The following is a 21,314-nucleotide window of genomic DNA, read 5'->3' as shown; positions in this document are numbered from 1 at the left end:
GGCCCGACGCCGGGGGCCGCCATCAGCGACTGGGGCCACATCCGCCTGTTCTCCCCCTGGACGTTCAACGTCGACGCCGCCGCCCGGCGACTGCTCGAGCCCACCGGCTGGGCCTCGCCGAGGGGCACAGCTCTGCCTTACGGGTCCGAGCTAGTTGCCGATTACGTGACGCCACTGGCGGCTGTGCCGGCAATCGCAGGAGCGTTGCGGCTTAATACCCGGGTGGTCGCTGTGACTCGACAGGGGATGGACAAAACCCGCACCAAGGACCGTGACAAGCAACGGTTCATGGTTCGAGTGCAAGGCCCCAACGGCGTCGAAGACCACGAGGCGCGCGCAGTCATTGACGCCTCCGGCACCTGGGACCAGCCCAATCCCCTTGGACAGGGCGGACTGCCAGCCCACGGAGAAACCGGGGCAGCCGGTTCATCACTCGACCGCTCCCTGACGTCACCGGGGACGCCCGTGGGCAGCTCGACGGCAAGCGAGTCATGGTGGTCGGCGCCGGTCACTCGGCGGCGAACACTTTGATCGCCCTCGGACGGGTGGCGCGGGCCTCCGAGTCCACTTCCATCATCTGGGCCGTCCGCGGCACCGGATCCGCTGAACGGCTCTACGGAGGCGGAGACCTGGACGGCTTGCCGGCCCGCGGCCAACTCGGTGCCCGGCTGCGCAAGCTGGTTGAGGACGGCGTAGTGGAACTCAGGACCTCGTTTACCATCACCGGTTTCACGGCTGGCGACGCGCTGACTGTTCACACCCCCAACGACTCAGTGGAGGTGGACGTCCTGATCCCAGCCACTGGGTTCCGGCCGGATCTTGGAATCCTGCGGGAACTGCGCCTGGAACTGGACCCCGCGGTGGAAGCACCCCGTGCGCTGGGTCCTCTCATCGACCCAGAGTTCCACAGCTGCGGAACAGTCCCCGCACACGGCGCCAAAGAGCTCGCAAATCCCGACAAGGACTTCTACCTGGTTGGAATGAAGAGTTACGGACGTGCCCCCACCTTCCTGCTCGCCACCGGGTATGAGCAGGTCCGGTCGGTGGTCGCGGCGATCGCAGGTGACACGGCAGCCGCTGACGACGTGCAGCTCGACCTCCCGGAGACAGGAGTCTGCAGCACAGATCTGGGCGGTTCCTGTGAAGCCACGGCGCCTGCCGCGCAGGACGAAGCCGACGGTTGTTGCAGCACGCCCCAGCTAGTGAGCATCGGCGTCCCGACCGGAACGATGCACGGCCGTTCCAACGACCCCGACTACTGACCATCAAGGAGCACAAAATGTCCACTCGACCCAACCCGATGCCCGGTTTGATCAACGACGACCATGTCCTGCACCGGATTAGCGGTGAACTAGCGGGCAAGTTCGACGGCGTGTTCAGTCCTGAGATGGTCGACCGGTACGTCTTCGAGTCCTACACGTCTCTCGCTCGGACCGCGAAGATCAAGACCTATCTCACGTCGATCACCAAGCACTTCGCCGAGGACCGCTTGAATGCCCTTGCCCATGCTCAGGGCATCCGCCCTAGCGGGAAGGCCGAAGTCCTGTTCGTCTGCGTACAGAATGCGGGACGTTCACAGATGGCGGCCGGCCTCCTCAGGCACTATGGCGAGGGCCGCATCAATGTCCGTTCTGCAGGGTCGCTGCCCGCTGAGCGCCTGAACGCCCATGTGGTTGACTCCATGAAAGACATCGGGATCGATCTCGACGCTGATTTCCCCAAGCCCCTCACCGATGACGTGGTGCGCGCCGCCGACGTCGTCATCACCATGGGCTGTGGCGATACGTGCCCGATCTACCCGGGCAAGCGTTACGAGGACTGGCAGGTCGAGGACCCGGCTGATCTCGATCCGGCAGGCGTTCAGCGGGTCCGTAATGACTTGGACAAACGGATCAGGAAACTGGCCGCCGAGCTCCTGGCCCGGTAACCAGGAGCTAGGCGTCCCGTCGCTGGGGTGACTGCAGGAGGTCAACCAGTTCGAGAAGCTGCTCCATTTCGTCGGAGGACTGCTGATGCGAGCCACTGCCGGCGAAGAATGCGGCGTCGTAGTAGAGCCCGTCGCCCATGAGCTTCACGGCCCGTGCGACGGTGTGGCTCCCCAGAGCAGACTCAAGCGTTTCCAGCCACAGCTCCTGGATCAGAGCGAAGTTCTGCTGCGCCTTCGGGTGCCCCTGCTGGGCGAGCCGTGCCATTGCCACGAGCGCCCGGTCCAGCCCACTGTCCTCAAATACAGAGGTCCGCACGTAGTAGCGCGCTGGACCCTCTGGGTCGGCGGTCATCAACTCCCGGTCCCGGGCAGAAAGCGCCAGTAGCCGCTCACCCAGAGCGTCCACCAACGCTTCCTTCGAGGGGAAGTGGTAGAGCAGACCACCCTTGGAGACATCGGCGGCGGCGGCAACCGCTTCCATGGTGGCCGCCCGTTCTCCATCGCGGATGAGAATGCTCTCGAAACTGTCGAGAATTCGTTCTTTGGAACTAGCCATGTGTTCATCGTAACGGTGTTTCCAAGTTTACTGTACCGGCTGGACGGTATAGTCTTTTCTCCATGAGTACCTCAACCCACGTTTTCGTCCCGCCTCCCGGAGTGGCCGCACCCGACGCCATTCCCGGACGGGCCGGCAAGCGTGAGTGGATAGCACTAGTTGTCCTGATGCTGCCCGTGCTACTGGTAGCGGTGGACAATACTGTGCTCGCATTTGCCACCCCCGCCATCTCCCTGGCGTTCAACACCAGCGGCACCACGCTGCTGTGGATTATTGACAGCTACCCGTTGGTACTCGCGGGCCTACTGGTGGCCATGGGTAGCTTCGGCGACCGGTTCGGCCGTCGTCGGCTCCTGATCATCGGCGCAATCGGTTTCGCCATCTTCTCGATCGCCGCCGCCTTCTCCCCGACCGCTGAACACCTCGTCGCCTCGCGGGTGGGTCTTGGCGTCTTCGGTGCCATGCTGATGCCGTCCACCCTCTCCCTGCTACGCAACATTTTCACCGACCGCAACCAGCGCCGCCTGGCCATTGCCATCTGGGCCTCGGGATTTTCGGCCGGCGCCGCCATGGGACCTCTGGTGGGCGGAGCCCTGCTTGAACACTTCTGGTGGGGATCGGTGTTCCTGCTGGCCGTTCCGGTGCTGGTGCTGATGCTGACCCTCACCCCGGCGCTGGTCCCGGAATCGAAGGACCCCAACCCCGGCCGGGTGGACTATGCGAGCATCGTGCTCTCCGTCTCCACCATGCTGCCCATCGTCTTCGCGATCAAGAACTTCGCGAAGGGCGACTCCGCGACGGTGACCGTTGCCGCCGTCGTCATCGGGCTAACCGCGGGCACCCTGTTTGTCAGGCGGCAACTGGGACGATCCAACCCCATGCTGGATGTGCGGCTGTTCACGGTGCGGGCGTTTACAGGTGCGGTGCTGGTGAACCTGCTGGCGATCTTCTCCCTGGTCGGATTCATCTACTTCGTCTCCCAGCACCTGCAGCTGGTCCTGGGACTCAGCCCGCTCAGCGCCGGCTTGATCCTGGTGCCCGGCCTGGTGATGACGATCATTGCTGGCCTGGGAGTGGTTCCGATTGTGCGCCGGGTGCCACCGCGAATCGTTGTTCCCGTTGCCCTGCTGCTTTCGGCGGCCGCCTACGCCTTCGTGGCGGTCACGGGCCAGGGCGGATCTGCGTCCATCCTGCTGGTCGCCTTCATGCTGCTCGGCGTCGGGGTTGGCGCGTCCGAAACGGTGTCCAACGACCTGATCCTTGCCACCGTGCCTGCCGAAAAGGCCGGGGCGGCATCAGCAGTCTCCGAAACGGCCTACGAGGTGGGCTCGGTCTTCGGCACGGCGCTGCTGGGCAGCGTGCTACTCGCCTCGTATCAGCGCAACCTTGTCCTGCCCGCGGGATTGAGCCCTGAGCAGGCCACCACGGCGACCGAAACGCTCGGCGGGGCGGTCAACATCGCCGCCGAGCTACCGGCCGACGGCGGCAGCCAGCTTCTTGACTCGGCCTTCCACGCCTTCGATAGCGGAGTGATCCTCACATCCGGGATTGGCGCGGCATTGATGGTGTTTGCGTCAGGGCTGGCCCTGTGGAGCCTGCGGCGCGCTTAGGGAGCCAGTCGCCTAAGCGCCGCCACTGGGGTGCCCTCAGACAGAAGCCTTAGGCGGACGGGGTGATTCCGCCGGAGCAGGCAGCGCCTGGTTCGCGGGTCTGCTCACCCTGAATGTACCGCTCGAGGAAGACCGACAACCGGTCATCATCGGCGGTATCGACGCCGAGCTGCAGGCCCCAGGCGCTCATCATGACCGGAGACTCCTGATCGGCAAAGGGGCTCAGCAGCACGTAGCCACTCGATCCCACCATGTCGGTCAGGGCATCAATTTCGGCCTGCGGCAGATCCGGCTGGTAGGTGATCCAGACCGCGCCGTGTTCCAAGGAATGCACTGTATTTTCGTTGGGGATCTCAGACGTGTACACCCCGCAGTTAGTCCAGATCGGGTTGTGATCTCCACCTATGGGCGGGGACTGCTCGTATACCACCGGTGCTTCAGTGTGGTCAAAGGCGAGGTCCTCGAACTCCTGGAGCCCTTCGATCGGCTGGCTGGCGAGCGCTTCAATCCGCTGATTCTCCTGAACCTGGCCTACTATCACTATGGTTACCGCCACAATGATTCCAACGACCACCGCACCAATGCCGCCGAGGATCAGCGTGGTGCGCTTGCGGTCGCTGGCCCGTTGCTTGGACTGGATCGCCGCCAGCCGCGCCTGGCGATCGGCATTGTCCTGTGCTCGCTTCTTGTTCAACGCGTGAATCCTTTTTCCGTGAGTGTGTTTGAAACCAATGTACCGTCGGTGGTGTTAGAGCTCGCCCAGCATGTCTTCCATCGCAGCTATCTCCGCGATCTGGGCCGTCGCCATCTTCTCGGCGGCGACCCGAACCCGTGGCTCCTGAGCCAACTCCGCTCCTGCCTGGGCCATCTCGGCTCCGGCCTCGTGGTGGGTGATCATCAGGGTAAGGAAGATCCGCTCAGCCTCAACTCCCGAGGCATCAGCGAGTTCGACCAGTTCCTGGGCGGTGGCCATTCCGGGCATCAGCCCGTCGTCGCGCAGCAGGTTCCCGCCGTCATGGTGATCCATGGATCCCGCCATCCACGCCATGTTGGGCGCTGCTGAACTCTGCGGTAGGCCCCATTCCTCAAGCCAGGCATACATCTGACCGATTTGGTGCTGCTGGGTCATCGCAATGTCGTATGCGATGGTCCGCACCACCTCGTCGTCGGTGCGGTCTCGCACCAACCGGGACATTTCTACCGCCTGGGTGTGGTGCACCTGCATGTCGCGGGAAAAGCCAGCGTCGGCGCTGTTACCGGCCGGATGCTGCGGGCTGGTGCCGATCCGACCGGCGGCAAAAGCAAGCACAAAAAGGGAGACCGCCAGCGCCGCGGCCAAGGCAACGAGCAGGCGCTTTTGCCAGGTCTCGAGGTGCAGGGTCATCGATCTATTTCCTTGTCCTTCGGTCATTCCATCTACTCCAACGTATTGCATAAGCCTCAGCGTTCCCTGTGTGATTGAAGGGATACCCCCTTAGGGTACTTGAAATATACCGGGAGGGGGTATATGATTCAGGAAGACCACAGGAGGCCCTGATGACCGAACCCACCACCGAATACGGCTATACAGCTGACAAGGACGCCTATCTGCGGCGCCTGAAGCGGATCGAGGGTCAGGTCCGCGGAATCGCGCGGATGATCGAGGAGGATAAGTACTGCATCGACGTCCTCACCCAGGTATCAGCCATCAACAAGGCACTGCACGCGGTCAGCATTGGCCTCCTCGAAGAGCACATTTCCCACTGCGTCGTGGGCGCGGCCAACGAGTCCCAGCTCACCGGCAACCCCGAAATTGTCCAGGAAAAAGTCCAGGAAGCCTCAGCGGCCATCAGTCGCCTTCTGAGGTAGCAGCATCCCTTTCACCCAAGGAGTCCCCATGAGTACAACCACCGTCAGCATCTCGGGCATGACCTGCGGCCACTGCGTTGATTCGGTCAGCGAGGAAATCAGCGCCATCGACGGCGTTCAGAACGTCACCGTTGACCTCAACAAGGGCGGGATCTCCACCGCCACCGTCACCTCCGTTGCTGATCTCGACCCGGATCAGATCGGCGAAGCAGTCGCCGAAGCCGGTTACCTGGTCGTCGCCAACGACGCCTAATCTCGACCCAACAGCCCCACCAAGGACCCTCATGAGCACCGACCAGCTTCCCACCTCCCCCACCACCCGGGTTGTCGAACTCGACATCCAGGGCATGACCTGCGCGTCCTGCGTGGGACGAGTCGAGCGAAAACTCGGGAAACTGGAAGGGGTCGAGGCGAGCGTCAACCTACCGCTGGAGTCCGCAACAGTCACGGTCCCGGAGAATATCTCCGATCAGGACATTGTGGACACGGTGCAGGCGACCGGCTACACCGCTCAGCTGAAGAACCAGGGCCAGGTCGCCGGCAGCCCATCGAATCAGGGGCTGGCCACCGATCCCGCACTCGAAGGAACCGGATCCGACGCCTCCTCTCACTTGGCCCACGGCGGCACCGCCTCCCAGCTGCGGCCGCGGCTCATCCTCGCGGCGCTACTGACGCTCCCCGTCGCCGTCATCTCCATGGTGCCCGCAGCACAGTTCCCCCACTGGGGCTGGGTGGTCCTTGCCTTCACCCTTCCAGTAGTCACCTGGTCTGCGTGGTCCTTCCACCGCGCTGCGGTGATCAACGCCCGCCACCTCGCCTCAACAATGGACACGCTGGTGTCCATTGGCGTCACCGCCGCGTTCCTCTTCTCGGCCTGGCAGCTGTTAGTTGACCCAGCCATTACCCAGCATGCGGGAATGGCAATGAGCGACCACGCTCTGTACTTCGAGGTGGCGGCGGTAGTTGTTACCTTCCTGCTGCTCGGCCGCTATCTGGAGGCGAACGCCAAGCAGCGCGCGGGAGAGGCCCTCAAAGCCCTGCTCAGCCTCGGCGCAAAGGACGCAACAGTGCTCCGGGACCGCGAGGGACGCCGCGTTGAAGTCAAAGTGCCAGCCGACTCGCTGGTCCACGGTGACGAGTTTGTGGTGCGGCCCGGCGAGAAGATTGCTACCGACGGCGTAGTGGTCGGTGGCGCCAGCTCGATCGATACCTCGCTGATCACTGGCGAGTCCGTGCCGGTGGACGTCGGCGTTGACGACGTCGTCACCGGCGCCACAATCAACACTTCCGGTCGGCTGGTGGTCCGGGCCACCCGTGTGGGTAGCGAAACCACGCTGGCACAGATGGGTCGGTTGGTCAGCCAGGCCCAGAGCGGGAAGGCACCCATCGCCCGCCTGGCGGACCGTATCAGCTCGGTCTTCGTCCCGATCGTGCTGGCCATAGCTGTGCTGACTTTTGCCGCCTGGATGGTGCTGACCGGCGACCTGCAGTCGGCCTTCACCGCCGCGGTAGCCGTCCTCGTGATCGCCTGCCCGTGCGCGTTGGGGCTCGCGACGCCGACGGCGCTGCTGACCGGCTCGGGACGCGGTGCGCAGCTGGGCATCCTCATCCGTGGGCCACAGGTCCTGGAAGATACCCGCACCGTTGACACCATTGTGTTGGACAAGACCGGAACGGTGACCACCGGCAAGCTAGCGGTGACCGACGTCGTCGTGCTCGATTCACTCGACCGGGAGCAGGTCCTGTCCCTGGCTGGTGCGGTCGAGTCGGCCAGCGAACATCCCATTGCGCAGGCGATCGCCGCTGCAGCTCCCGGACACCCGGCAGTGACCGGGTTCAACAGTTCCGCCGGCGGTGGGGTCAAAGGCACCGTCGACAACGACGGACGGGTAGTCACTGTGGTCGCCGGACGGTCCGGCTGGTTGGCGGAGAACGGCATCGTGATCTCCGCTCAGCATCTGACTGCGCTGCAGGATCAGGAGGACGCCGGCTCCACCGCGATCTGGGTGGCAGTTGATGGTCGCGTCGCGGGGCTGGTGTCGCTGAAGGACACGGTAAAGGATTCGTCGGCCACTGCAGTTGCCCGGCTCAAGGACTTGGGGCTGCGCCCCATCCTGCTGACCGGAGACAATGAGTCAGTGGCCCGCAGGGTGGCAGAGCAGGTCGGCATCGCGCCCGATGACGTGCTCGCTGGCGTACTGCCCGTGGGCAAGGTCGAAGCGATCAAGCGTTTGCAGGCGGAGGGTGCCACGGTGGCGATGGCAGGCGACGGGGTCAACGACGCCGCCGCCCTGGCCCAGGCGGACCTGGGTATAGCGATGGGCTCTGGGACCGACGTGGCCATCGAGGCAGCCGACCTGACAGTCATGGGCAACTCCCTGGAGCAGGTGGCGCAGGCCATCGAGCTGTCACGAAAGACTCTCGGCACCATCAAAACCAACCTGTTCTGGGCCTTCTTCTACAACACCATCGGGATCCCGGTAGCCGCGCTCGGGTTCCTCAACCCGATGGTTGCTGGCGGAGCCATGGCCGCAAGTTCAGTGCTGGTAGTGGCAAATTCACTACGGCTGCGCCGGTTCGGCAGATAAAGGCTCAGCCGGGACGCACTAGGGCAATGGGACCGGCTCAACGTCGTCCGCTCGCTCCAGTGGCGGGTTGCCGTCAGCTGGCGCGCGCAGCTCATCAATACGCACCATAACGACCCCGCCAACAATCAGCAGACCCCCGAGCAGTTGGATTGGACCTGGCAGCTCCCCAAGCATGAGCCAGGAGGCCAGGACGGCAAACATCACCTCGGTGAGCCCGACGAAGGAGGCCACCTTCGAGCCGAGCTGGCGGGCAGCAAGAATGCCGGTGAAGTAGGACACCACAGTGGAGATCAGCACCAGGCCCAGCACGGGTACCAGCCAACTGGTTTCCCATCCAGCCAGGGTCACGTCCTGGAACTCAAAGGTGAACGGCATGACCCCCACCAGGCCCATCACCGCGATCGCCACAGCACCCACCACCATCCCGCCGCCTGCCATCACCAGTGGCGGCAGGGCGTCGTCGGCCCGGGCTGACATCAGGAAGAAGACTGCGAGGCAGACTGCCGCAGCGAGCCCGTAGACAACTCCGATCGGGTCGAGGCGCTCATCCGAGGTCAGATCCAGCACCAGCAGCAGACCGAGCATGGCTGTCACCGAGCCCGTAGCGGTCAGGCGGCGAGGCGCGCGGCGGCTCCGCACCCACAGCCACCCGACAATCAGCACCGGCGCCAGATACTCCAGCAGGAGGGAGACACCAACTGACATTCGCTGCACCGCGTTGAAGTAGAAGAATTGGCAGAGGGCAATAGCCGTGACCCCATAGATAATCAGGGTCAGCGCGCTGCCGCGGAGAGCCTTCCAGCGTCCGCGCAGGGCCAGCAGCACTGGGATCAACAGGACCAGGGCGGCGCCTCCGATGCGAACCCCTACGGCGGCCCCTGGGCTCCACCCAATCTCCAGCAAGGACTTGGCGAACGGCCCGGACACACCGAATGCCGCCGCTGAAATGACCGCCCACCACAGGCCCGCCGCTGCGCCGCTCGTCATGCCGACCCCTTCCACGCACGTTCGTGTCATGACCAAAATATGATTATGGTAGTGACAGTAGCCCCGAACTATGTCAGGAGTCAACATGGTCTTTGCCAATGACACGGAGATTGCCTTGATCTCCGCGGCCGCCCTTATCAACACGGGAAAAGAGCACCCGGATCAGCTGACCACCCTGCCCGATCTAGATCGCTTTCTTGCCGACCAGGACTTCTCCGGCTCCCGTTCGCGGACCGACTCGGAACTGTCAGCGGTCCTGCGGCTCAGGGCCGAGCTGGAGGAAACCTGGACCTCGTCCGAAGACGACGCCGTCGCCCACGTCAACCGGATGCTGAGCGACGCCCGGGCCCTGCCCCGGCTTGTGCGCCACGATCATTGGGACTGGCACCTGCACGCGACCGGGCCCGAGGCGCCGCTGGAGGACAGGATGGCCACTGAAGCTGCAATGGCTCTGATCGACGTCATCAGGACCCACGAGATGGATCGCCTGCGGATCTGCGCGGCGGAGGATTGCAGCGCCGTCGTGCTGGACCTGAGCCGGAATCGCTCGAAGCGCTACTGCGACACCGGGAACTGCGCCAATCGCACCCACGTCAAGGCGTACCGCGCCCGGAAGGCGATTGCCAGCTAGTCCAGCGGCGACCGCGCTGGCTTAACTACCCCAGAAAAGTGCTGCATCTGCACGTCAGTGGTTGCCCAGCAGCGCGCCTGTGGGCCAGCGCCTTTTCTGGGGAGAGAACTGCCGAGGACGCGCTGCGGCAAGGCGCAAGGGTCGGGAGTGGAGGTCAGCGAGGACTCCCGGAGCCGCCGCGCGGCGGCCCTTTCGGATTCCCGTCCTTGTCGACGTTGCCGGCACCACCCGGAATCTTCGACGACGACCGGTTGATGCCGGTCCCCTTACCAAGGTGATCAGCGTTCGGCTTCTCGGTCATCATGAGCATGGCGCACACCACCAGCGCCGCGATGAACGCAATACCCGCAGCCGTGATGCCGAGGTCAACTCTCAACTCCCTGGTGCCACCGCCAGTGGACACGACCATTGCCACGATGCCGGCTACCGCTCCGAGAACGGCAGAGAAAATAAGAGGGCCTTTGACGCCCCTGGCCGATTTGGACACTGTTACTCCTTGGGAAATTGCAGCTGCACATTCTTCTACGAAGGGTAGAAAGACTGCCGCTCCTAGTTTACGCGGTTGTCGGGGTTGGCGGCGGCCGCGTGACGCACGTCATGCCGGTACCCAAACGACGCGATCGCAAGGACGACTGCCGCGATGATCGCACCACCACCCGCGACACCCAGCAGGGCGTGTGCTCCAGGACCTTCGAAGATCGGCAGAAGCAACCCGGTCGCAACGCCCACCGCACCGACAGCGATGAGATCCTTCCCAACGACATTCAGCCGGCGTTGCCGAATCCCCACGTACAGATCCACGGCACCGGAAATCACCAGGACGAGCGCGGCAACCTGTGCAAACATGGCATCGGTGTGGATCCACAGGTTGAGAACGGCACCGGCCAAGAGAAAGCCGGGTGCGATCCCCACGAGCCACCGGTCAGCGCTGGTCCGCAATCCGATTGCGCGTTCCATCCAGACCGCCGAAACGGCGAGTCCTAACAGATACAGCCCGCCAGCCACCGACATCACGTGCACCGACGGCTGTACCCAGAAGATCGTCAGGGCGCCGAATACGGCGGACAGGCTAGCGCGGAACAGCATCGGCCGCCAGAGCGCCGCCGCCTGATCCAGCGGGTGATGAGGCAGCTGGACCGTCACATCGTGGGGTGCGGAACCCATGGCGCAGACCTCCGGTTAGACACTGGGCTGATCACTTCAGTCCATCACATCTCAGTTTATCCCGTGGCACCCATGTGCGGCCCTGGCTAGCGCGAGCCGGTCACCATCCAGCGATCATCACGGACCCGCCATGCCAGGGTCAGAGCCCGCGCCGCCATATAACCCACACCGAATGCCAACCAAAGCCAGACAATTCCGGCCGGACCAGCGAGCTCTGCATTGAAGACCCCGGCCAGCAGCGGCAGGTAAAGGAGCAGATTGACGACGCCGGCAATCGCCAGATACCGGGCGTCGCCGGCACCAATGAGGACGCCGTCGAGCACAAATACCAGTCCACAAATGGGCTGGGAGGCTGCAAGGACTAACAGACCGGCCGCGAGCGCTGACTGCACATCCTGATCGGTGGTGAAAATCCAACCGACAAACGGCGCAGCCACGGCCAGGAGTGCGCCGGTGATGACACCAAAGCCCAGACCCCACCCGATCATTCGGCGGGTCAGTGCGCGCGCCAGCGGCTTGTCTCCGGCACCCAGTTCCTTGCCGATCAGCGCCTGAGCTGCGATGGCCAGAGCATCGAGGGCAAATGCCAGAAAGATAAAAATGGTCATCACCAGTTGGTGGGCGGCGAGCGAGACCGATCCCTGCGCCGTGGCGACATAGACAGTGGCTAGAATTGCGGCCCGCAGGCTCATGGTGCGCAGCATCAGCCAGGAGCCAACCCTTGCCGTTGCCCGCAGCCCCTGCCAGGACAGCCGGAGCGGAATCCGGTGAACGCGGGAAAGCCGGTAGACGATGGTCAGGTAGACCGCTGCCATCCCCCACTGGGTAACGCTGGTGCCCAGCGCGGAGCCCGCGACCGAGAGTCCCAGCCCATAGACCAGCAGGAAATTCAGCCCGATGTTCACTGCGAAGCCGATGCCTGCCACCAGCAGCGGCGTCTTGGTGTCTTGCAGACCGCGAAGCACTCCAGTGGCGGCAAGCACCACGAGCATCGCGGTCAGACCAGGCATTGAGTAGCGCAGGTAGTCGACGGCGAAGTCGTGCACCTGCCCCTCGGCGCCCATCAGTGACGATAGCCCGGGCGCAAGGACCCAGCCAGCAGTGGAAAGGAGTATCCCCAACACCAGTGCCAGGCCGATCCCATCCCGGCCTGCGGCGAGCGCATCCTGGATCCTACCCGCACCCAGGAACCGCGCGACGGCTGGGGTAGTGGAGTAGGCGAGGAAAACCATCAGCCCGACGGCGGTGTGCAGCACGGTTGATGCAAGCCCTACCCCTGCCAGTTCATTGACTCCCAGATGACCAACAATGGCTGAGTCAGCCAGCAGGAACAATGGCTCAGCGATGAGCGCTCCGAGTGCGGGCACGGCCAGGTGAAGGATTCGGCGGCTGAGCTCGCGGGTGTTGGGAACTGTAGTGCTCACAGTGCCACCCTATGCGCTGCTCCGGACTGCCCCCCGCCCCACGGTCCATGGTTGGGGACTGGGTGTCGGCTAGGCTGAGCACCAAGGCACGATGTCTCACACGGGAGTCCAATGAAAAAAGAAATCTGGTTATACGTCGGAGGGCTGGTAGCGTTTTTCCTGAGCACCCTCTTCATCCCGCAGGGCATCTCGGACTTCGCGAGGGCCGCGGCCCTCGAAGAGGCTGTGCCCTCCGGCGCCGGCCTGAACCTGGGCGTCGGTGCGCTACTGGTTGCCGTCGCGATTAGCCTCCTGGCGAGCGGCTACGTCATCCGCCGCAAACAGCTCAAAACCACCAGGTCCTACGGTAGCGACGATCCTGACGAGATTACCCAGCAGCGCCCGACTTTTGGCCACACCAACCGCCCGGCGTGGATGGACCGTCCGGGCGGCCACATGGGTGACAACACCGGCGACAAACGGGACTAGATTCCGTTCTGAACCATCTCGAGCAGGCGTTGCGCGGCGACGAGCCGCTGCGTCGCATCGAGCCCCCGCAGCGGCCCATCGATCACCAGCATGGCAAGCCCATGAACCGACGACCATGCGACGAACTCGGCGCCGCCTCGACGGTCGGCCGACAGCACGCCCGCGTCCACCAGCTCATCCAGGGCGTCTGACAGCAGCTGAAACGGCGTCCTCCCGTGTGCTCCGGCCGACTCTTCAGTCGCCGCATCCCGGATATCAACATGGTTGGCGAACGCTGTCCTGAACAGCCCTGGCTCGGTCTGGGCAAACCGCAGGTAGCCAGCTCCCACTGCACGCAGCTTCGCCTGGGCAAGCGCCGCTACACTTTTGCGCCCATCAACGTCGTCGGCGATCGCCGACTGCTCCTCCTCCATGGCGGCCGCCAGTCGTGATTGAGCGGCAAGGGATACCGCCCGCACCAGCGCGCTCTTGTCAGCGAAGTGGCGGTACGCGGCGTTCGGTGTCACGCCGGCACGGCGCGTCACCTCCCTGAGCACGACGGCGTCAGGACCGCCCTCTCGCGCCAGCTCTGTTCCCGCCTCGATCAGCGCCCGCCGCAGATCCCCGTGGCGGTAAGTGGTGCGGGGTCCGGGCTGCTCCGTCACTGGGTCTTTGGCCTGTCTTCAGGAGGTAAAAGTGAACACTGTACACAAGTGTGTCACGGCTACGGTGGCCCGCGCCCGCTGGCCTAGATATGGTCCTGCAGCTCACTGAGCAGGTTGGTGCGTGCTGCCTCCTGCCATAGCTGCCGCGCAAGTGCGGTGCGGAACAACCGATCCATTGCCAGGAGTCGGCGCAGGACGTCGGCCCGCCCGGCAGCGAAATCGCGGTCATTCACGTGAGCATATTCCGCTCGCACTGACGCAACGTACTGCGCGTACCCGCGCACCGGCCGACCCAGAACGGCTAGATCCGCGTCGCACAAGAGCTCGCCCGCCCGATCGCCCGGATTCGGCGCATGGGATGCCGTCAGGAGCACCAGCCTGACCACCTCTGCCACCTCGGCGGCTGGCAGAATCGGCGCCAACTGCTCCGCAGCCAATTCTGCTGAGGCACATTCATCCTCACCTGCGGAGCCCTCGTAGACGGCGTCATGGAACCAGGCGGCGAGACGGACGCAACGGCGCAGGGCTTCGTCGTCGCTCGGAGCGAACAGCAGGTCGAGTGCCTCAAGCACCTCGAGGAGATGTGAGGTGGTGTGATAACTGCGATGCACCTCAGACCATCGACCCACCAGGGATTCACCCAGTCCCGGGACCTGCGGCACTGCCGCCCCCCACCGCGCGAGCAGGGTTCGTCGCAGCCTCGGCGCCCGCTGCCGGGCCGGAATGCGCAGTCCGCTGGCGATGAGAATCCGCGTCAGGGTTCCGCAGTCCACTTCCCTGGCGCCGAGCCCCACCAGATTGAGATAGCGGCGGGCTGGAACGTCATAGTGGTCGCCATCGAAGGCCCGTCGAGCAATCCCGACCGCAGCGGCGAAGCAGTGAAGTTCAGCAACTGAGGTGTCCGAGATCAGGTGGGAGAATTCGGTTCCATGGGCTGGCCACATCGGGGGGTCAATATAGATGGCCATCAATCCAGCCTACCGGCGGGCACCAGGACCACGCCAAGGCTGACACCACTTTCGCTTGACGTGACACCATTGTGGTGTCACTATGATGCAATGGAATTAGGACAATACGTCAGTGATCTGCAACGCCAGCTTGTAGATGCCTCCGCGACCGGCGCGGAAGACACCCGGGTCGTGGCCGAACAGCTTGCTGCTGGACTGGATGCAGCGACTCGGATCGTGTTGCTCGACGTCCTGTCGGCGGCGGCCGGCGAAATAACCCGGGACCTTGCCCCGGGGTCGGTTGACCTTCGGCTTAGGGGCCGCGAGGTCGAATTTGTCGTCACCCTCCCGGCCACAGAAGCAGAGACAGACGAGCCGCACTCTGCGCCTGTGGACCAGGAGGACACAAGCACAACACGAACGACTCTTCGGCTTCCTGACGCGCTGAAGGCTCGAGTCGATGACGCTGCGGCCGCTGACGGGATGTCAGTCAACACCTGGTTGGTCCGCGCGGTGACAGCCGCACTGCAACCCAAACAACGACGCTCTGCGCAGCGAGCGCTACGCACCGGCGACAGCTTCGCGGGCTGGGCACGCTAGCCAGCTCACCGGACAACTCAATAATCCACGCGGAACTGCGGGGTAATACCAGCACGCCTACCAAGGGGAGTACTTCAGCATGCCTACCTACACCACCCCCACCGCCATTGATCTGGCGATCAACCTCCAGGTCGGTGCGATTGACGTCTTGGCCAGCGACCGCCCCGACACAGTAGTCACCGTGTCCGCCAGCAATCCGGACAAGGCGGTTGACCGCCGCGGCGCCGAGGACACAACTGTCGACTTCGACGGACAGCGACTCACCGTCACTGGCCCCAAGCCGCGGTTCAACATGATCGGCCCCACCGAATCGGTCGATCTGCTGATTGAATTGCCCACCGGATCGAGGCTTACCGCCAAGCTCGCTTTCGGTGGTGTCCGCACCATCGGCCGCCTGGGCGCGACCAGGATCAAGAGCTCAATGGGCGCAGTGAGTGTCGATGCAACCGGCGATCTGTGGCTGCGCGCCGGACACGGTAGCGCGGAAGTAGGCTCAATCGACGGCGGCGCTGAGGTGATCGCCGACCACGGTCAGATCCGGGTTGGCTCCATCACCGGCGACTCAATCCTCAAGGCCTCCCACGGCGCCATCTCGGTTGGAGAATCCGGGGGCGAGCTTGAGGCAAAACTCTCCTATGGCGACCTTGAGATCGTTCGTGCCCTTGCGTCAGTGACGGCCAAGACCGCTTATGGCAGCATCTCCCTGCCCGACATCTCGACCGGCAGCATCGCCGTCGAGACCGGATTCGGTCAGGTCACCATCGGGGTACGGCAGGGAGTGGCCGCCTGGCTAGACCTGGCGTCGAAGCTTGGCCACGTCCGGAACGAACTCACCGGAGATCAAGCACCCGCACCCTCAGAAGAAACAGTCGCCGTCCGTGCTCGCACCCACGGCGGCAACATCTCCATCCACCGCACCCGATAGCCGAGCGCGCCGATGCTGGCACCGCATCGGTGGCAGGGTGCGACGTCGGCGGCGACCCCGACGGCATGCGGGAGGCGATTGGACTGACCGGCCAGTTCTCGGCAGTCGATAACCTGCTCACCGGCGAGGAGAACCTGATGCTCATGGCCCGGCTGCGGCACCTCGGCGCCAAACCGTCGCGGTCCCGAGTGACGGAACCCCTCGAGCAGTTCGATCTGGTCGAGCCCGCCCGCGAGCCGCTCGCCATCTATTCCGGCGGGATGCGACGGCGGGATGCGACGGCGACTTGACCTCGCGATGACCCTGGTGTCGACGCCGAGAGTGATCTGCCTCGATGAGCCCACCACCGGGCTGGACCCGCGCAGCCGCCACACGATGTGGGACATCGTGCGCGGACTGGCCGCGGAAGGCACCACAGTCCTGCTCACCATCCAACAGCTGGAGGAGGCAGACCGGTTAGCGGACCAAGTTGCTGTCCTCGACGGCGGGCCGCCGGCCTTGCCCTCACTGTCCCAAGTCCCGGCGGACCCGGCGCGTTAAGCGCCCTGCTCAGCCGCCTGGAGGCCGCCGGCTTTGAGCCCGATGACCTCACGATCCACACCCCTGACCTTGATGACCTGTTATCCTCGGCAAGCCGGGACTGGGAAAGTCCACACTGGTCCGCGGGATGATGCTCGGCCTCGCCGGACAGGGTACTAACCCTTTGGTGCTGGGGGATTTGAAGGGCGAACACGTTGACCTAGTGAAGGCCGCTGGCGGGCAAGTCATCACGCTCGGCCGAGGCCGCGGATATTTGAACATTCTCGACCCTGGGCAAGCTATTGAAGTCGCGCAGCTCCTCGAGGACCAAGGCCGCGACGACGCCGCTGTGCGGGCCCGGGCTGACGCGCACGGGCGGCGCCTGAACATGGTCGTCGCGCTGATTACGATCAGCCGGAACATGCCTCCAACAGATTAGGAACAGACCATTCTCGACCGGGCGCTGCGGGGGCTCCAACTACATCGCCAGATCCCTCCTGGAATCCGGCGGCTTCAGACCGAAACTACACTCTCAATTCTGAAGAGCCCGTTTTCTACTGCATCATCTATTCCGTCCGATTCGTTCATGAGCTATCCACTATCTCTCGATCCCTCGTTGGCTGTCGTGTTCTGGTCCGCGTGCTGATGTTGGTGCGCCGTGCTCGATGGGCTTCTGTCCGCGTGTCAGCGTGCCCGGTATTGGTGCGCCTTCGCGGGTACGTTCGACAAACAGACGCGCCCTCAGAGTTTCCTCATCAACTCCAGGGTGGCGTTCGCGTAGCTTCTCGATAGTCATACGTTCGGGCTTCGCGGGCTTCATGGCCTGCCCGGGTGCGCTGGCTTCGACGGCCTTCGACGCGGCGATCACTGCCCCTGACAAACCTCTGACCCGGTTGAGGTCTGCGGTGGCCTTGTGCACATCGTGAATCGCTTTCGCACTGGCCGCGAGCTGGCGGAACATCAGCGCATACGCGGCACGGTCACTCTTGTACGTTGCGGCCAGCAAGATCATTGTGGCTCATCGGGTTTCGCCCGACAGCAGGCCCGCTTGAGTGGCTCACCGCCGTCGGACTCATCCCACTGGGCTGTTTCGCGATCAGCTGGGTAGGCGTGGCGATGGGGATCCAAGCCAAGTCGGTGGAGACCGCCAGCAACTGGCCCCTCCTGCGCGACTGGAACCTCGGTTTGGCCCTCGGCTGGTGTGCAGTGATTGTCGCCGTCGGGTACGCGTGGTCGATGGCGATCTACGAACGTAAACCGGCGCGCTGACCAGAGCTCGCCACGACGCCTGGCTCAGTCGTTGTGTCCTGAAAAGGCTCTATACAGGACACAGCGCCTGTGCCATTGTTTACAGTGTTCACATCAGTTATCCACTGAACCGAGGACTCGATGACTACAACACTGATGGCTATCGGCACGAAGAAGGGCCTCTGGCTTGCGACCAGCACCGACCGGCAGGCCTGGACACTCTCCGAACCGCACTTTCTCATGCAGGAGGTGGCGAGCGTGGGTATCGATACCCGCGGGGGTCGGACCCGGATCATGGCGGGAGTGCTCTCCTATCATTGGGGGCCGACGGTCGTTTACTCAGATGATCTGGGCGAAACCTGGTCAGAACCGGAGCAGGGTGCCATCAAGTTTTCCGAGTCGGACAACGCGGCCGTCGAACGAATCTGGCAGCTCCAGCCGGATTCCGCTGGACGACCCGGCGTGGTGTGGGCCGGTTGCCAGCCCATCTCGATCTGGAAATCGACTGATTATGGGGAGCACTTCGAACTGAACCGTGGCCTTTGGGATCATCCGCACCGCTCCCAATGGGGTGCGGGCTTCGGCGGCGCCGCAGCGCATTCGGTAGTTCCGAGCCCTGCCGATGACACAGTCCACGTAGCCATGAGCACCGGCGGCGTCTACCGCTCGGACGACGGTGGCGCCTCCTGGGCGCCGAGAAACAAGGGAATCTCGGCGTACTTCATGCCGGACCCCAACCCCGAGTTTGGTCAGTGCGTGCACAAGATCGCCCGCGACGCGGTGGAGCCGAACCGGCTCTACGCGCAGAACCACCACGGCGTATACCGGTCCGACAACGGCGCCGAGACCTGGGAGTCGATCGCAGACGGCCTCCCTGCTGATTTCGGATTTGTCATGCTCTCCCACCCGCACCATAGCGGTACCGCCTGGGTGATTCCGTTGAAGGCGGACGGTGAGCGCATCCCACCCGATGGCAAGCTGGCAGTGCACCGCACCGACGATTCCGGTTCATCGTGGATCCGACAGGATCAGGGACTACCGAAGGGCGAATACAACGCCGTACTGCGGGACGCCGCGGGCGTGGACACTCTTGACCCGGTCGGCGTGTACTTCGGCACCCGCGGAGGTTCGGTCTACGCAAGCGCTGATGAGGGTGAGTCCTTCACCGAAGTAGCCTCACACCTGCCCGACGTCCTGTGCGTCAGGGCCGCCGCCGTCGTCGGCTCCTAGCATGGGCGCCAGCGATGTCACTGTTCTTATCCCCACCCTGCTGCGGCCGCTGATTGGTGACCGATCGAGGGTCCCGCTAGCAGCGCCATCAGCAATCCCGTTGGGTCAACTGCTCGATAATCTGCACCATGGATACCCGGTGTTTGCCCGGCGCATTCGCGACGAGACGGGCGCCCTGCGCCGATATGTCAATGTGTACGTGAACGGGGAGGACGTCCGTCGGCTGGATGGGCTTGCGACACCCGTCCAGCCCGGCGCCGAGGTGATGATCATCCAGTCAGTAGCCGGCGGCTAGCAAGAGTCAACAGTGGATTCGGTTGCTGAGACGCTGGCGACGATGGGTCAACCCGATCGTGAGTGTCTGGATCGGGTTATCGCGTCCGTGCTGGCTTGACGGCTATTCACTCGCCAAAGGGACCATCAGGTTCACTCCTGACCATCAGCTCCCTGAGGCGCTCGTGATCGACATCGTGAGATTGCGGTTGGCTGAGATCAGGGGTGCGGGCTGACTCGGTGTTCACTAACAGCAATCCGGTGCGGGCTGGTTTACGCTATGCAGGTAGCCCATTCTGCCTGCAAGGAGCCGTACCGCCGATGACCAAGTCTTCAGGCCCAGTTGGTCAGATCGTAGACAGGTTCCGTGCCGTCGGCGACGCGCTGCGGACCCAGCTCTGGCCATTGCCCGTTTTTGCTGTTCTGGTAGCTATCGGGCTGGGCGTGTGGCTCCCCCTGGTGGACGCGGCGATCGGCGAGGACATGCCGTCGACTGTGTCCTATTTCCTGATCAATGGGGGGCCCGACGCTGGACGGGCAATCCTTGAGGCGACTGCTGGCTCGTTGATCACTGCCACCTCGCTCACCTTCTCCCTGACAGTGGTTACGCTGCAACTGGCCAGCAGCCAGTTTTCTCCTCGACTCCTGCGGACATTCACTGGGGATCGCGTGGTGCACGCGACTCTGGCCCTGTTTCTGGGCACCTTCGCCTACGCGCTGACGGTGCTGCGGACGGTTCGCTCAGGATACGACAATGAGGAGCCATTTGTCCCTCATCTAGCGGTTACGCTCGCGTTTCTCCTGGCGATTGCCAGCATCATCGGGCTGGTCTTCTTCCTCGCTCATCTGGCCCGGGAAATCAGGGTGGAAACCATTATGCGCAAAGTTCATGGAGAAACGGCGGGCACCATTAAACGGGTCTTCCCGGATCACCGGAGTTCCACCGGGCCAGTGCTGCCGGTTGCCCCTGATTCCGCAGTGTTGATCAGCGCGGCCCGGTCGGGTTTCCTCACCGGGATTGACGAAGAACGTCTCCTCGCGGCGGCCGTGAAGCACCGAGCGATCGTCAGGATCGATTCCCAGGTTGGCTCCTCGCTTGTAAAGAACATCCCTGCTGCCGTCGGCTGGGTGCGCAGCGGCGAACCGAGCATGGATGAGGAGGCGCTAGAAGAGTTCCGCGGCGACGTGGCATCAGCATTCACCTGCGGGTTCGAGCGGACAGCTGTGCAGGATGTTGCCTTCGGGTTCCGGCAACTCATCGACGTGGCGGCCAAGGCGTTGTCCCCCGGCATCAACGACCCAACGACTGCCATCCATGTGCTCGGGCATACGTCTGCCCTCTTGTGCGAACTCACTCAACGGGACCTCGGGCCACGGGCGCTGCACGACGACGACGATCTGGTTCGGGTAATTCTCCACCGACCGGACTTTGCCGCGTTCCTCAATATCACTCTCGACCAGCCAGTGCTGTACGGGAGTTCCGACCCGGCTGTGATTGATCGAGTCCTTAGCCTGCTGCAGGAAGTCGCCTGGCGCGTAGCTGAGGCGGACAAACCAGCGGTCCGCGAGCAATTACAACGGGTCAATACAGCGATATCGCGGGGATCTCATCCACCCGCGGTGCTGGAGCACCTTCAGTCCCGGGTGGACGAGGTGGAGCAGGCACTCGACGGCGTGTGGGCACCGCGCGGTCCAGTGGCCCGCGGCCGGGTCTAGCGGCTAGAA

The 21,314-nt window shown here is 63.8% G+C and carries 26 protein-coding genes and 1 pseudogene; 17 read left to right on the top strand and 10 right to left on the bottom strand.

The window, feature by feature from the left end; translation table 11 throughout:
- Together Y703_RS19245 and Y703_RS0110290 are read left to right on the top strand one after the other, a co-directional pair.
- Window positions 1-1,262 (top strand): annotated as a pseudogene (locus Y703_RS19245) (flavoprotein); the annotation flags it as partial.
- 17 nt (window positions 1,263-1,279) lie between these two features.
- On the top strand, window positions 1,280-1,927 hold the full coding sequence (locus tag Y703_RS0110290) for an arsenate reductase ArsC (protein ID WP_026552638.1): 648 nt from the start codon (window positions 1,280-1,282) through the stop codon (window positions 1,925-1,927).
- A gap of 7 nt (window positions 1,928-1,934) precedes the next feature.
- Here Y703_RS0110290 and Y703_RS0110285 read toward each other — a convergent pair whose 3' ends face one another.
- Window positions 1,935-2,483 carry a TetR/AcrR family transcriptional regulator gene (locus tag Y703_RS0110285; RefSeq protein ID WP_026552637.1) on the bottom strand — a complete coding sequence of 183 codons (549 nt, stop codon included), beginning with the start codon at window positions 2,481-2,483 and terminating at the stop codon, window positions 1,935-1,937.
- 62 nt (window positions 2,484-2,545) lie between these two features.
- Here Y703_RS0110285 and Y703_RS0110280 point away from each other — a divergent pair, with 62 nt between their 5' ends.
- Window positions 2,546-4,093 carry an MFS transporter gene (locus Y703_RS0110280; protein WP_253908005.1) on the top strand — a complete coding sequence of 516 codons (1,548 nt, stop codon included), beginning with the start codon at window positions 2,546-2,548 and terminating at the stop codon, window positions 4,091-4,093.
- Window positions 4,094-4,142: 49 nt separating this feature from the next.
- Here the strand turns inward: Y703_RS0110280 and Y703_RS0110275 are convergent, their stop codons facing one another.
- Window positions 4,143-4,787 carry a DUF3105 domain-containing protein gene (locus Y703_RS0110275; RefSeq protein ID WP_026552635.1) on the bottom strand — a complete coding sequence of 215 codons (645 nt, stop codon included), beginning with the start codon at window positions 4,785-4,787 and terminating at the stop codon, window positions 4,143-4,145.
- Between the two features lie 54 nt (window positions 4,788-4,841).
- The gene (locus Y703_RS0110270; protein WP_026552634.1) at window positions 4,842-5,477 is read right to left on the bottom strand and encodes a DUF305 domain-containing protein; all 636 of its coding nucleotides are present in this window, start codon (window positions 5,475-5,477) and stop codon (window positions 4,842-4,844) included.
- 152 nt (window positions 5,478-5,629) lie between these two features.
- On the opposite strand from Y703_RS0110270, the gene Y703_RS0110265 reads away from it, so the two are divergent.
- From Y703_RS0110265 to Y703_RS0110255, 3 genes are read left to right on the top strand one after another with little or no spacing between them, the layout of a single operon-like run.
- Window positions 5,630-5,941, top strand: a complete 312-nt coding sequence (locus Y703_RS0110265; RefSeq protein ID WP_026552633.1) for a metal-sensitive transcriptional regulator — start codon at window positions 5,630-5,632, stop codon at window positions 5,939-5,941.
- A 28-nt stretch (window positions 5,942-5,969) separates the two neighbouring features.
- On the top strand, window positions 5,970-6,194 hold the full coding sequence (locus Y703_RS0110260) for a heavy-metal-associated domain-containing protein (RefSeq protein ID WP_026552632.1): 225 nt from the start codon (window positions 5,970-5,972) through the stop codon (window positions 6,192-6,194).
- Window positions 6,195-6,225: 31 nt separating this feature from the next.
- The gene (locus Y703_RS0110255) at window positions 6,226-8,529 is read left to right on the top strand and encodes a heavy metal translocating P-type ATPase (protein WP_026552631.1); all 2,304 of its coding nucleotides are present in this window, start codon (window positions 6,226-6,228) and stop codon (window positions 8,527-8,529) included.
- 18 nt (window positions 8,530-8,547) lie between these two features.
- Here Y703_RS0110255 and Y703_RS0110250 read toward each other — a convergent pair whose 3' ends face one another.
- Complete coding sequence (locus Y703_RS0110250) at window positions 8,548-9,546, bottom strand: EamA family transporter (protein ID WP_253908004.1); 999 nt, start codon at window positions 9,544-9,546, stop codon at window positions 8,548-8,550.
- A 55-nt stretch (window positions 9,547-9,601) separates the two neighbouring features.
- Here Y703_RS0110250 and Y703_RS0110245 point away from each other — a divergent pair, with 55 nt between their 5' ends.
- Window positions 9,602-10,147, top strand: a complete 546-nt coding sequence (locus tag Y703_RS0110245; RefSeq protein ID WP_026552629.1) for a CGNR zinc finger domain-containing protein — start codon at window positions 9,602-9,604, stop codon at window positions 10,145-10,147.
- Between the two features lie 154 nt (window positions 10,148-10,301).
- Here Y703_RS0110245 and Y703_RS0110240 read toward each other — a convergent pair whose 3' ends face one another.
- The 3 genes from Y703_RS0110240 to Y703_RS0110230 all read right to left on the bottom strand — a co-directional run bounded on the left by Y703_RS0110240 (window position 10,302) and on the right by Y703_RS0110230 (window position 12,735).
- Complete coding sequence (locus Y703_RS0110240) at window positions 10,302-10,634, bottom strand: hypothetical protein (protein WP_026552628.1); 333 nt, start codon at window positions 10,632-10,634, stop codon at window positions 10,302-10,304.
- 62 nt (window positions 10,635-10,696) lie between these two features.
- Entirely contained in the window at window positions 10,697-11,311 is a 615-nt protein-coding gene (locus tag Y703_RS0110235) for a hypothetical protein (RefSeq protein WP_051427489.1), read from the bottom strand.
- Between the two features lie 86 nt (window positions 11,312-11,397).
- On the bottom strand, window positions 11,398-12,735 hold the full coding sequence (locus tag Y703_RS0110230; protein WP_026552626.1) for an MATE family efflux transporter: 1,338 nt from the start codon (window positions 12,733-12,735) through the stop codon (window positions 11,398-11,400).
- Between the two features lie 111 nt (window positions 12,736-12,846).
- On the opposite strand from Y703_RS0110230, the gene Y703_RS0110225 reads away from it, so the two are divergent.
- On the top strand, window positions 12,847-13,203 hold the full coding sequence (locus Y703_RS0110225) for a hypothetical protein (RefSeq protein WP_026552625.1): 357 nt from the start codon (window positions 12,847-12,849) through the stop codon (window positions 13,201-13,203).
- Here Y703_RS0110225 and Y703_RS0110220 read toward each other — a convergent pair.
- Both Y703_RS0110220 and Y703_RS0110215 read right to left on the bottom strand, forming a co-directional pair.
- Window positions 13,200-13,847 carry a TetR/AcrR family transcriptional regulator gene (locus Y703_RS0110220; protein ID WP_026552624.1) on the bottom strand — a complete coding sequence of 216 codons (648 nt, stop codon included), beginning with the start codon at window positions 13,845-13,847 and terminating at the stop codon, window positions 13,200-13,202. The genes Y703_RS0110225 and Y703_RS0110220 overlap by 4 nt on opposite strands.
- A gap of 83 nt (window positions 13,848-13,930) precedes the next feature.
- Window positions 13,931-14,815 (bottom strand): DUF4031 domain-containing protein, encoded by an 885-nt coding sequence (locus Y703_RS0110215; RefSeq protein ID WP_026552623.1) that lies wholly within the window; start codon window positions 14,813-14,815, stop codon window positions 13,931-13,933.
- Between the two features lie 90 nt (window positions 14,816-14,905).
- Between Y703_RS0110215 and Y703_RS0110210 the strand changes: the two genes are divergently transcribed.
- The 5 genes from Y703_RS0110210 (at window position 14,906) to Y703_RS0110190 (ending at window position 17,277) form a co-directional block, all read left to right on the top strand.
- Window positions 14,906-15,394, top strand: coding sequence for a hypothetical protein (locus tag Y703_RS0110210; protein ID WP_026552622.1), 489 nt, complete (start codon window positions 14,906-14,908; stop codon window positions 15,392-15,394).
- Window positions 15,395-15,473: 79 nt separating this feature from the next.
- Window positions 15,474-16,319 (top strand): DUF4097 family beta strand repeat-containing protein, encoded by an 846-nt coding sequence (locus tag Y703_RS0110205; protein WP_026552621.1) that lies wholly within the window; start codon window positions 15,474-15,476, stop codon window positions 16,317-16,319.
- A 29-nt stretch (window positions 16,320-16,348) separates the two neighbouring features.
- Complete coding sequence (locus Y703_RS23355; protein ID WP_026552620.1) at window positions 16,349-16,609, top strand: P-loop NTPase family protein; 261 nt, start codon at window positions 16,349-16,351, stop codon at window positions 16,607-16,609.
- The gene (locus Y703_RS23350) at window positions 16,593-16,859 is read left to right on the top strand and encodes an ATP-binding cassette domain-containing protein (protein WP_051427488.1); all 267 of its coding nucleotides are present in this window, start codon (window positions 16,593-16,595) and stop codon (window positions 16,857-16,859) included. The genes Y703_RS23355 and Y703_RS23350 overlap by 17 nt, the downstream gene beginning before the upstream one ends.
- Before the next feature lie 127 nt (window positions 16,860-16,986).
- Window positions 16,987-17,277 (top strand): hypothetical protein, encoded by a 291-nt coding sequence (locus Y703_RS0110190; RefSeq protein ID WP_026552618.1) that lies wholly within the window; start codon window positions 16,987-16,989, stop codon window positions 17,275-17,277.
- A 159-nt stretch (window positions 17,278-17,436) separates the two neighbouring features.
- On the opposite strand, the gene Y703_RS0110185 is transcribed toward Y703_RS0110190, so the two are convergent.
- The gene (locus tag Y703_RS0110185; protein ID WP_026552617.1) at window positions 17,437-17,850 is read right to left on the bottom strand and encodes a hypothetical protein; all 414 of its coding nucleotides are present in this window, start codon (window positions 17,848-17,850) and stop codon (window positions 17,437-17,439) included.
- Between the two features lie 104 nt (window positions 17,851-17,954).
- Here Y703_RS0110185 and Y703_RS22100 point away from each other — a divergent pair, with 104 nt between their 5' ends.
- From Y703_RS22100 to Y703_RS0110165, 4 genes are all read left to right on the top strand, one after another.
- Window positions 17,955-18,107, top strand: coding sequence for a hypothetical protein (locus Y703_RS22100; protein ID WP_155849481.1), 153 nt, complete (start codon window positions 17,955-17,957; stop codon window positions 18,105-18,107).
- A 120-nt stretch (window positions 18,108-18,227) separates the two neighbouring features.
- Window positions 18,228-19,316 (top strand): WD40/YVTN/BNR-like repeat-containing protein, encoded by a 1,089-nt coding sequence (locus Y703_RS0110175; protein ID WP_026552615.1) that lies wholly within the window; start codon window positions 18,228-18,230, stop codon window positions 19,314-19,316.
- Between the two features lies 1 nt (window position 19,317).
- A complete protein-coding gene (locus tag Y703_RS0110170) occupies window positions 19,318-19,611 on the top strand; it encodes a MoaD/ThiS family protein (RefSeq protein WP_026552614.1) in 294 nt (97 codons plus the stop codon).
- A 299-nt stretch (window positions 19,612-19,910) separates the two neighbouring features.
- A complete protein-coding gene (locus Y703_RS0110165) occupies window positions 19,911-21,305 on the top strand; it encodes a DUF2254 domain-containing protein (protein ID WP_035764602.1) in 1,395 nt (464 codons plus the stop codon).
- The last annotated feature ends 9 nt before the right edge of the window (window positions 21,306-21,314 follow it).

Origin of the sequence: Arthrobacter sp. H20 (assembly GCF_000520515.1) — a bacterium.
Lineage (GTDB): Bacteria > Actinomycetota > Actinomycetes > Actinomycetales > Micrococcaceae > Arthrobacter_D.
Note: the sequence above shows the minus strand (reverse complement) of the source record. Positions and strands in the feature narration are given on the sequence as shown.

Excerpts from the sequence above, each read along its gene's own strand:
- Y703_RS0110290 (WP_026552638.1), top strand. The coding sequence starts at position 1,280 with ATGTCCACTCGACCCAACCCGATGCCCGGTTTGATCAACGACGACCAT.
- Y703_RS0110285 (WP_026552637.1), bottom strand. The coding sequence starts at position 2,483 with ATGGCTAGTTCCAAAGAACGAATTCTCGACAGTTTCGAGAGCATTCTC.
- Y703_RS0110280 (WP_253908005.1), top strand. The coding sequence starts at position 2,546 with ATGAGTACCTCAACCCACGTTTTCGTCCCGCCTCCCGGAGTGGCCGCA.
- Y703_RS0110270 (WP_026552634.1), bottom strand. The coding sequence starts at position 5,477 with ATGACCCTGCACCTCGAGACCTGGCAAAAGCGCCTGCTCGTTGCCTTG.
- Y703_RS0110265 (WP_026552633.1), top strand. The coding sequence starts at position 5,630 with ATGACCGAACCCACCACCGAATACGGCTATACAGCTGACAAGGACGCC.
- Y703_RS0110260 (WP_026552632.1), top strand. The coding sequence starts at position 5,970 with ATGAGTACAACCACCGTCAGCATCTCGGGCATGACCTGCGGCCACTGC.
- Y703_RS0110255 (WP_026552631.1), top strand. The coding sequence starts at position 6,226 with ATGAGCACCGACCAGCTTCCCACCTCCCCCACCACCCGGGTTGTCGAA.
- Y703_RS0110250 (WP_253908004.1), bottom strand. The coding sequence starts at position 9,546 with ATGACACGAACGTGCGTGGAAGGGGTCGGCATGACGAGCGGCGCAGCG.
- Y703_RS0110245 (WP_026552629.1), top strand. The coding sequence starts at position 9,602 with ATGGTCTTTGCCAATGACACGGAGATTGCCTTGATCTCCGCGGCCGCC.
- Y703_RS0110235 (WP_051427489.1), bottom strand. The coding sequence starts at position 11,311 with ATGGGTTCCGCACCCCACGATGTGACGGTCCAGCTGCCTCATCACCCG.
- Y703_RS0110225 (WP_026552625.1), top strand. The coding sequence starts at position 12,847 with ATGAAAAAAGAAATCTGGTTATACGTCGGAGGGCTGGTAGCGTTTTTC.
- Y703_RS0110215 (WP_026552623.1), bottom strand. The coding sequence starts at position 14,815 with ATGGCCATCTATATTGACCCCCCGATGTGGCCAGCCCATGGAACCGAA.
- Y703_RS0110210 (WP_026552622.1), top strand. The coding sequence starts at position 14,906 with ATGGAATTAGGACAATACGTCAGTGATCTGCAACGCCAGCTTGTAGAT.
- Y703_RS0110205 (WP_026552621.1), top strand. The coding sequence starts at position 15,474 with ATGCCTACCTACACCACCCCCACCGCCATTGATCTGGCGATCAACCTC.
- Y703_RS23350 (WP_051427488.1), top strand. The coding sequence starts at position 16,593 with ATGCGACGGCGACTTGACCTCGCGATGACCCTGGTGTCGACGCCGAGA.
- Y703_RS0110190 (WP_026552618.1), top strand. The coding sequence starts at position 16,987 with ATGATGCTCGGCCTCGCCGGACAGGGTACTAACCCTTTGGTGCTGGGG.
- Y703_RS0110185 (WP_026552617.1), bottom strand. The coding sequence starts at position 17,850 with ATGATCTTGCTGGCCGCAACGTACAAGAGTGACCGTGCCGCGTATGCG.
- Y703_RS22100 (WP_155849481.1), top strand. The coding sequence starts at position 17,955 with ATGGGGATCCAAGCCAAGTCGGTGGAGACCGCCAGCAACTGGCCCCTC.
- Y703_RS0110175 (WP_026552615.1), top strand. The coding sequence starts at position 18,228 with ATGACTACAACACTGATGGCTATCGGCACGAAGAAGGGCCTCTGGCTT.
- Y703_RS0110170 (WP_026552614.1), top strand. The coding sequence starts at position 19,318 with ATGGGCGCCAGCGATGTCACTGTTCTTATCCCCACCCTGCTGCGGCCG.
- Y703_RS0110165 (WP_035764602.1), top strand. The coding sequence starts at position 19,911 with ATGACCAAGTCTTCAGGCCCAGTTGGTCAGATCGTAGACAGGTTCCGT.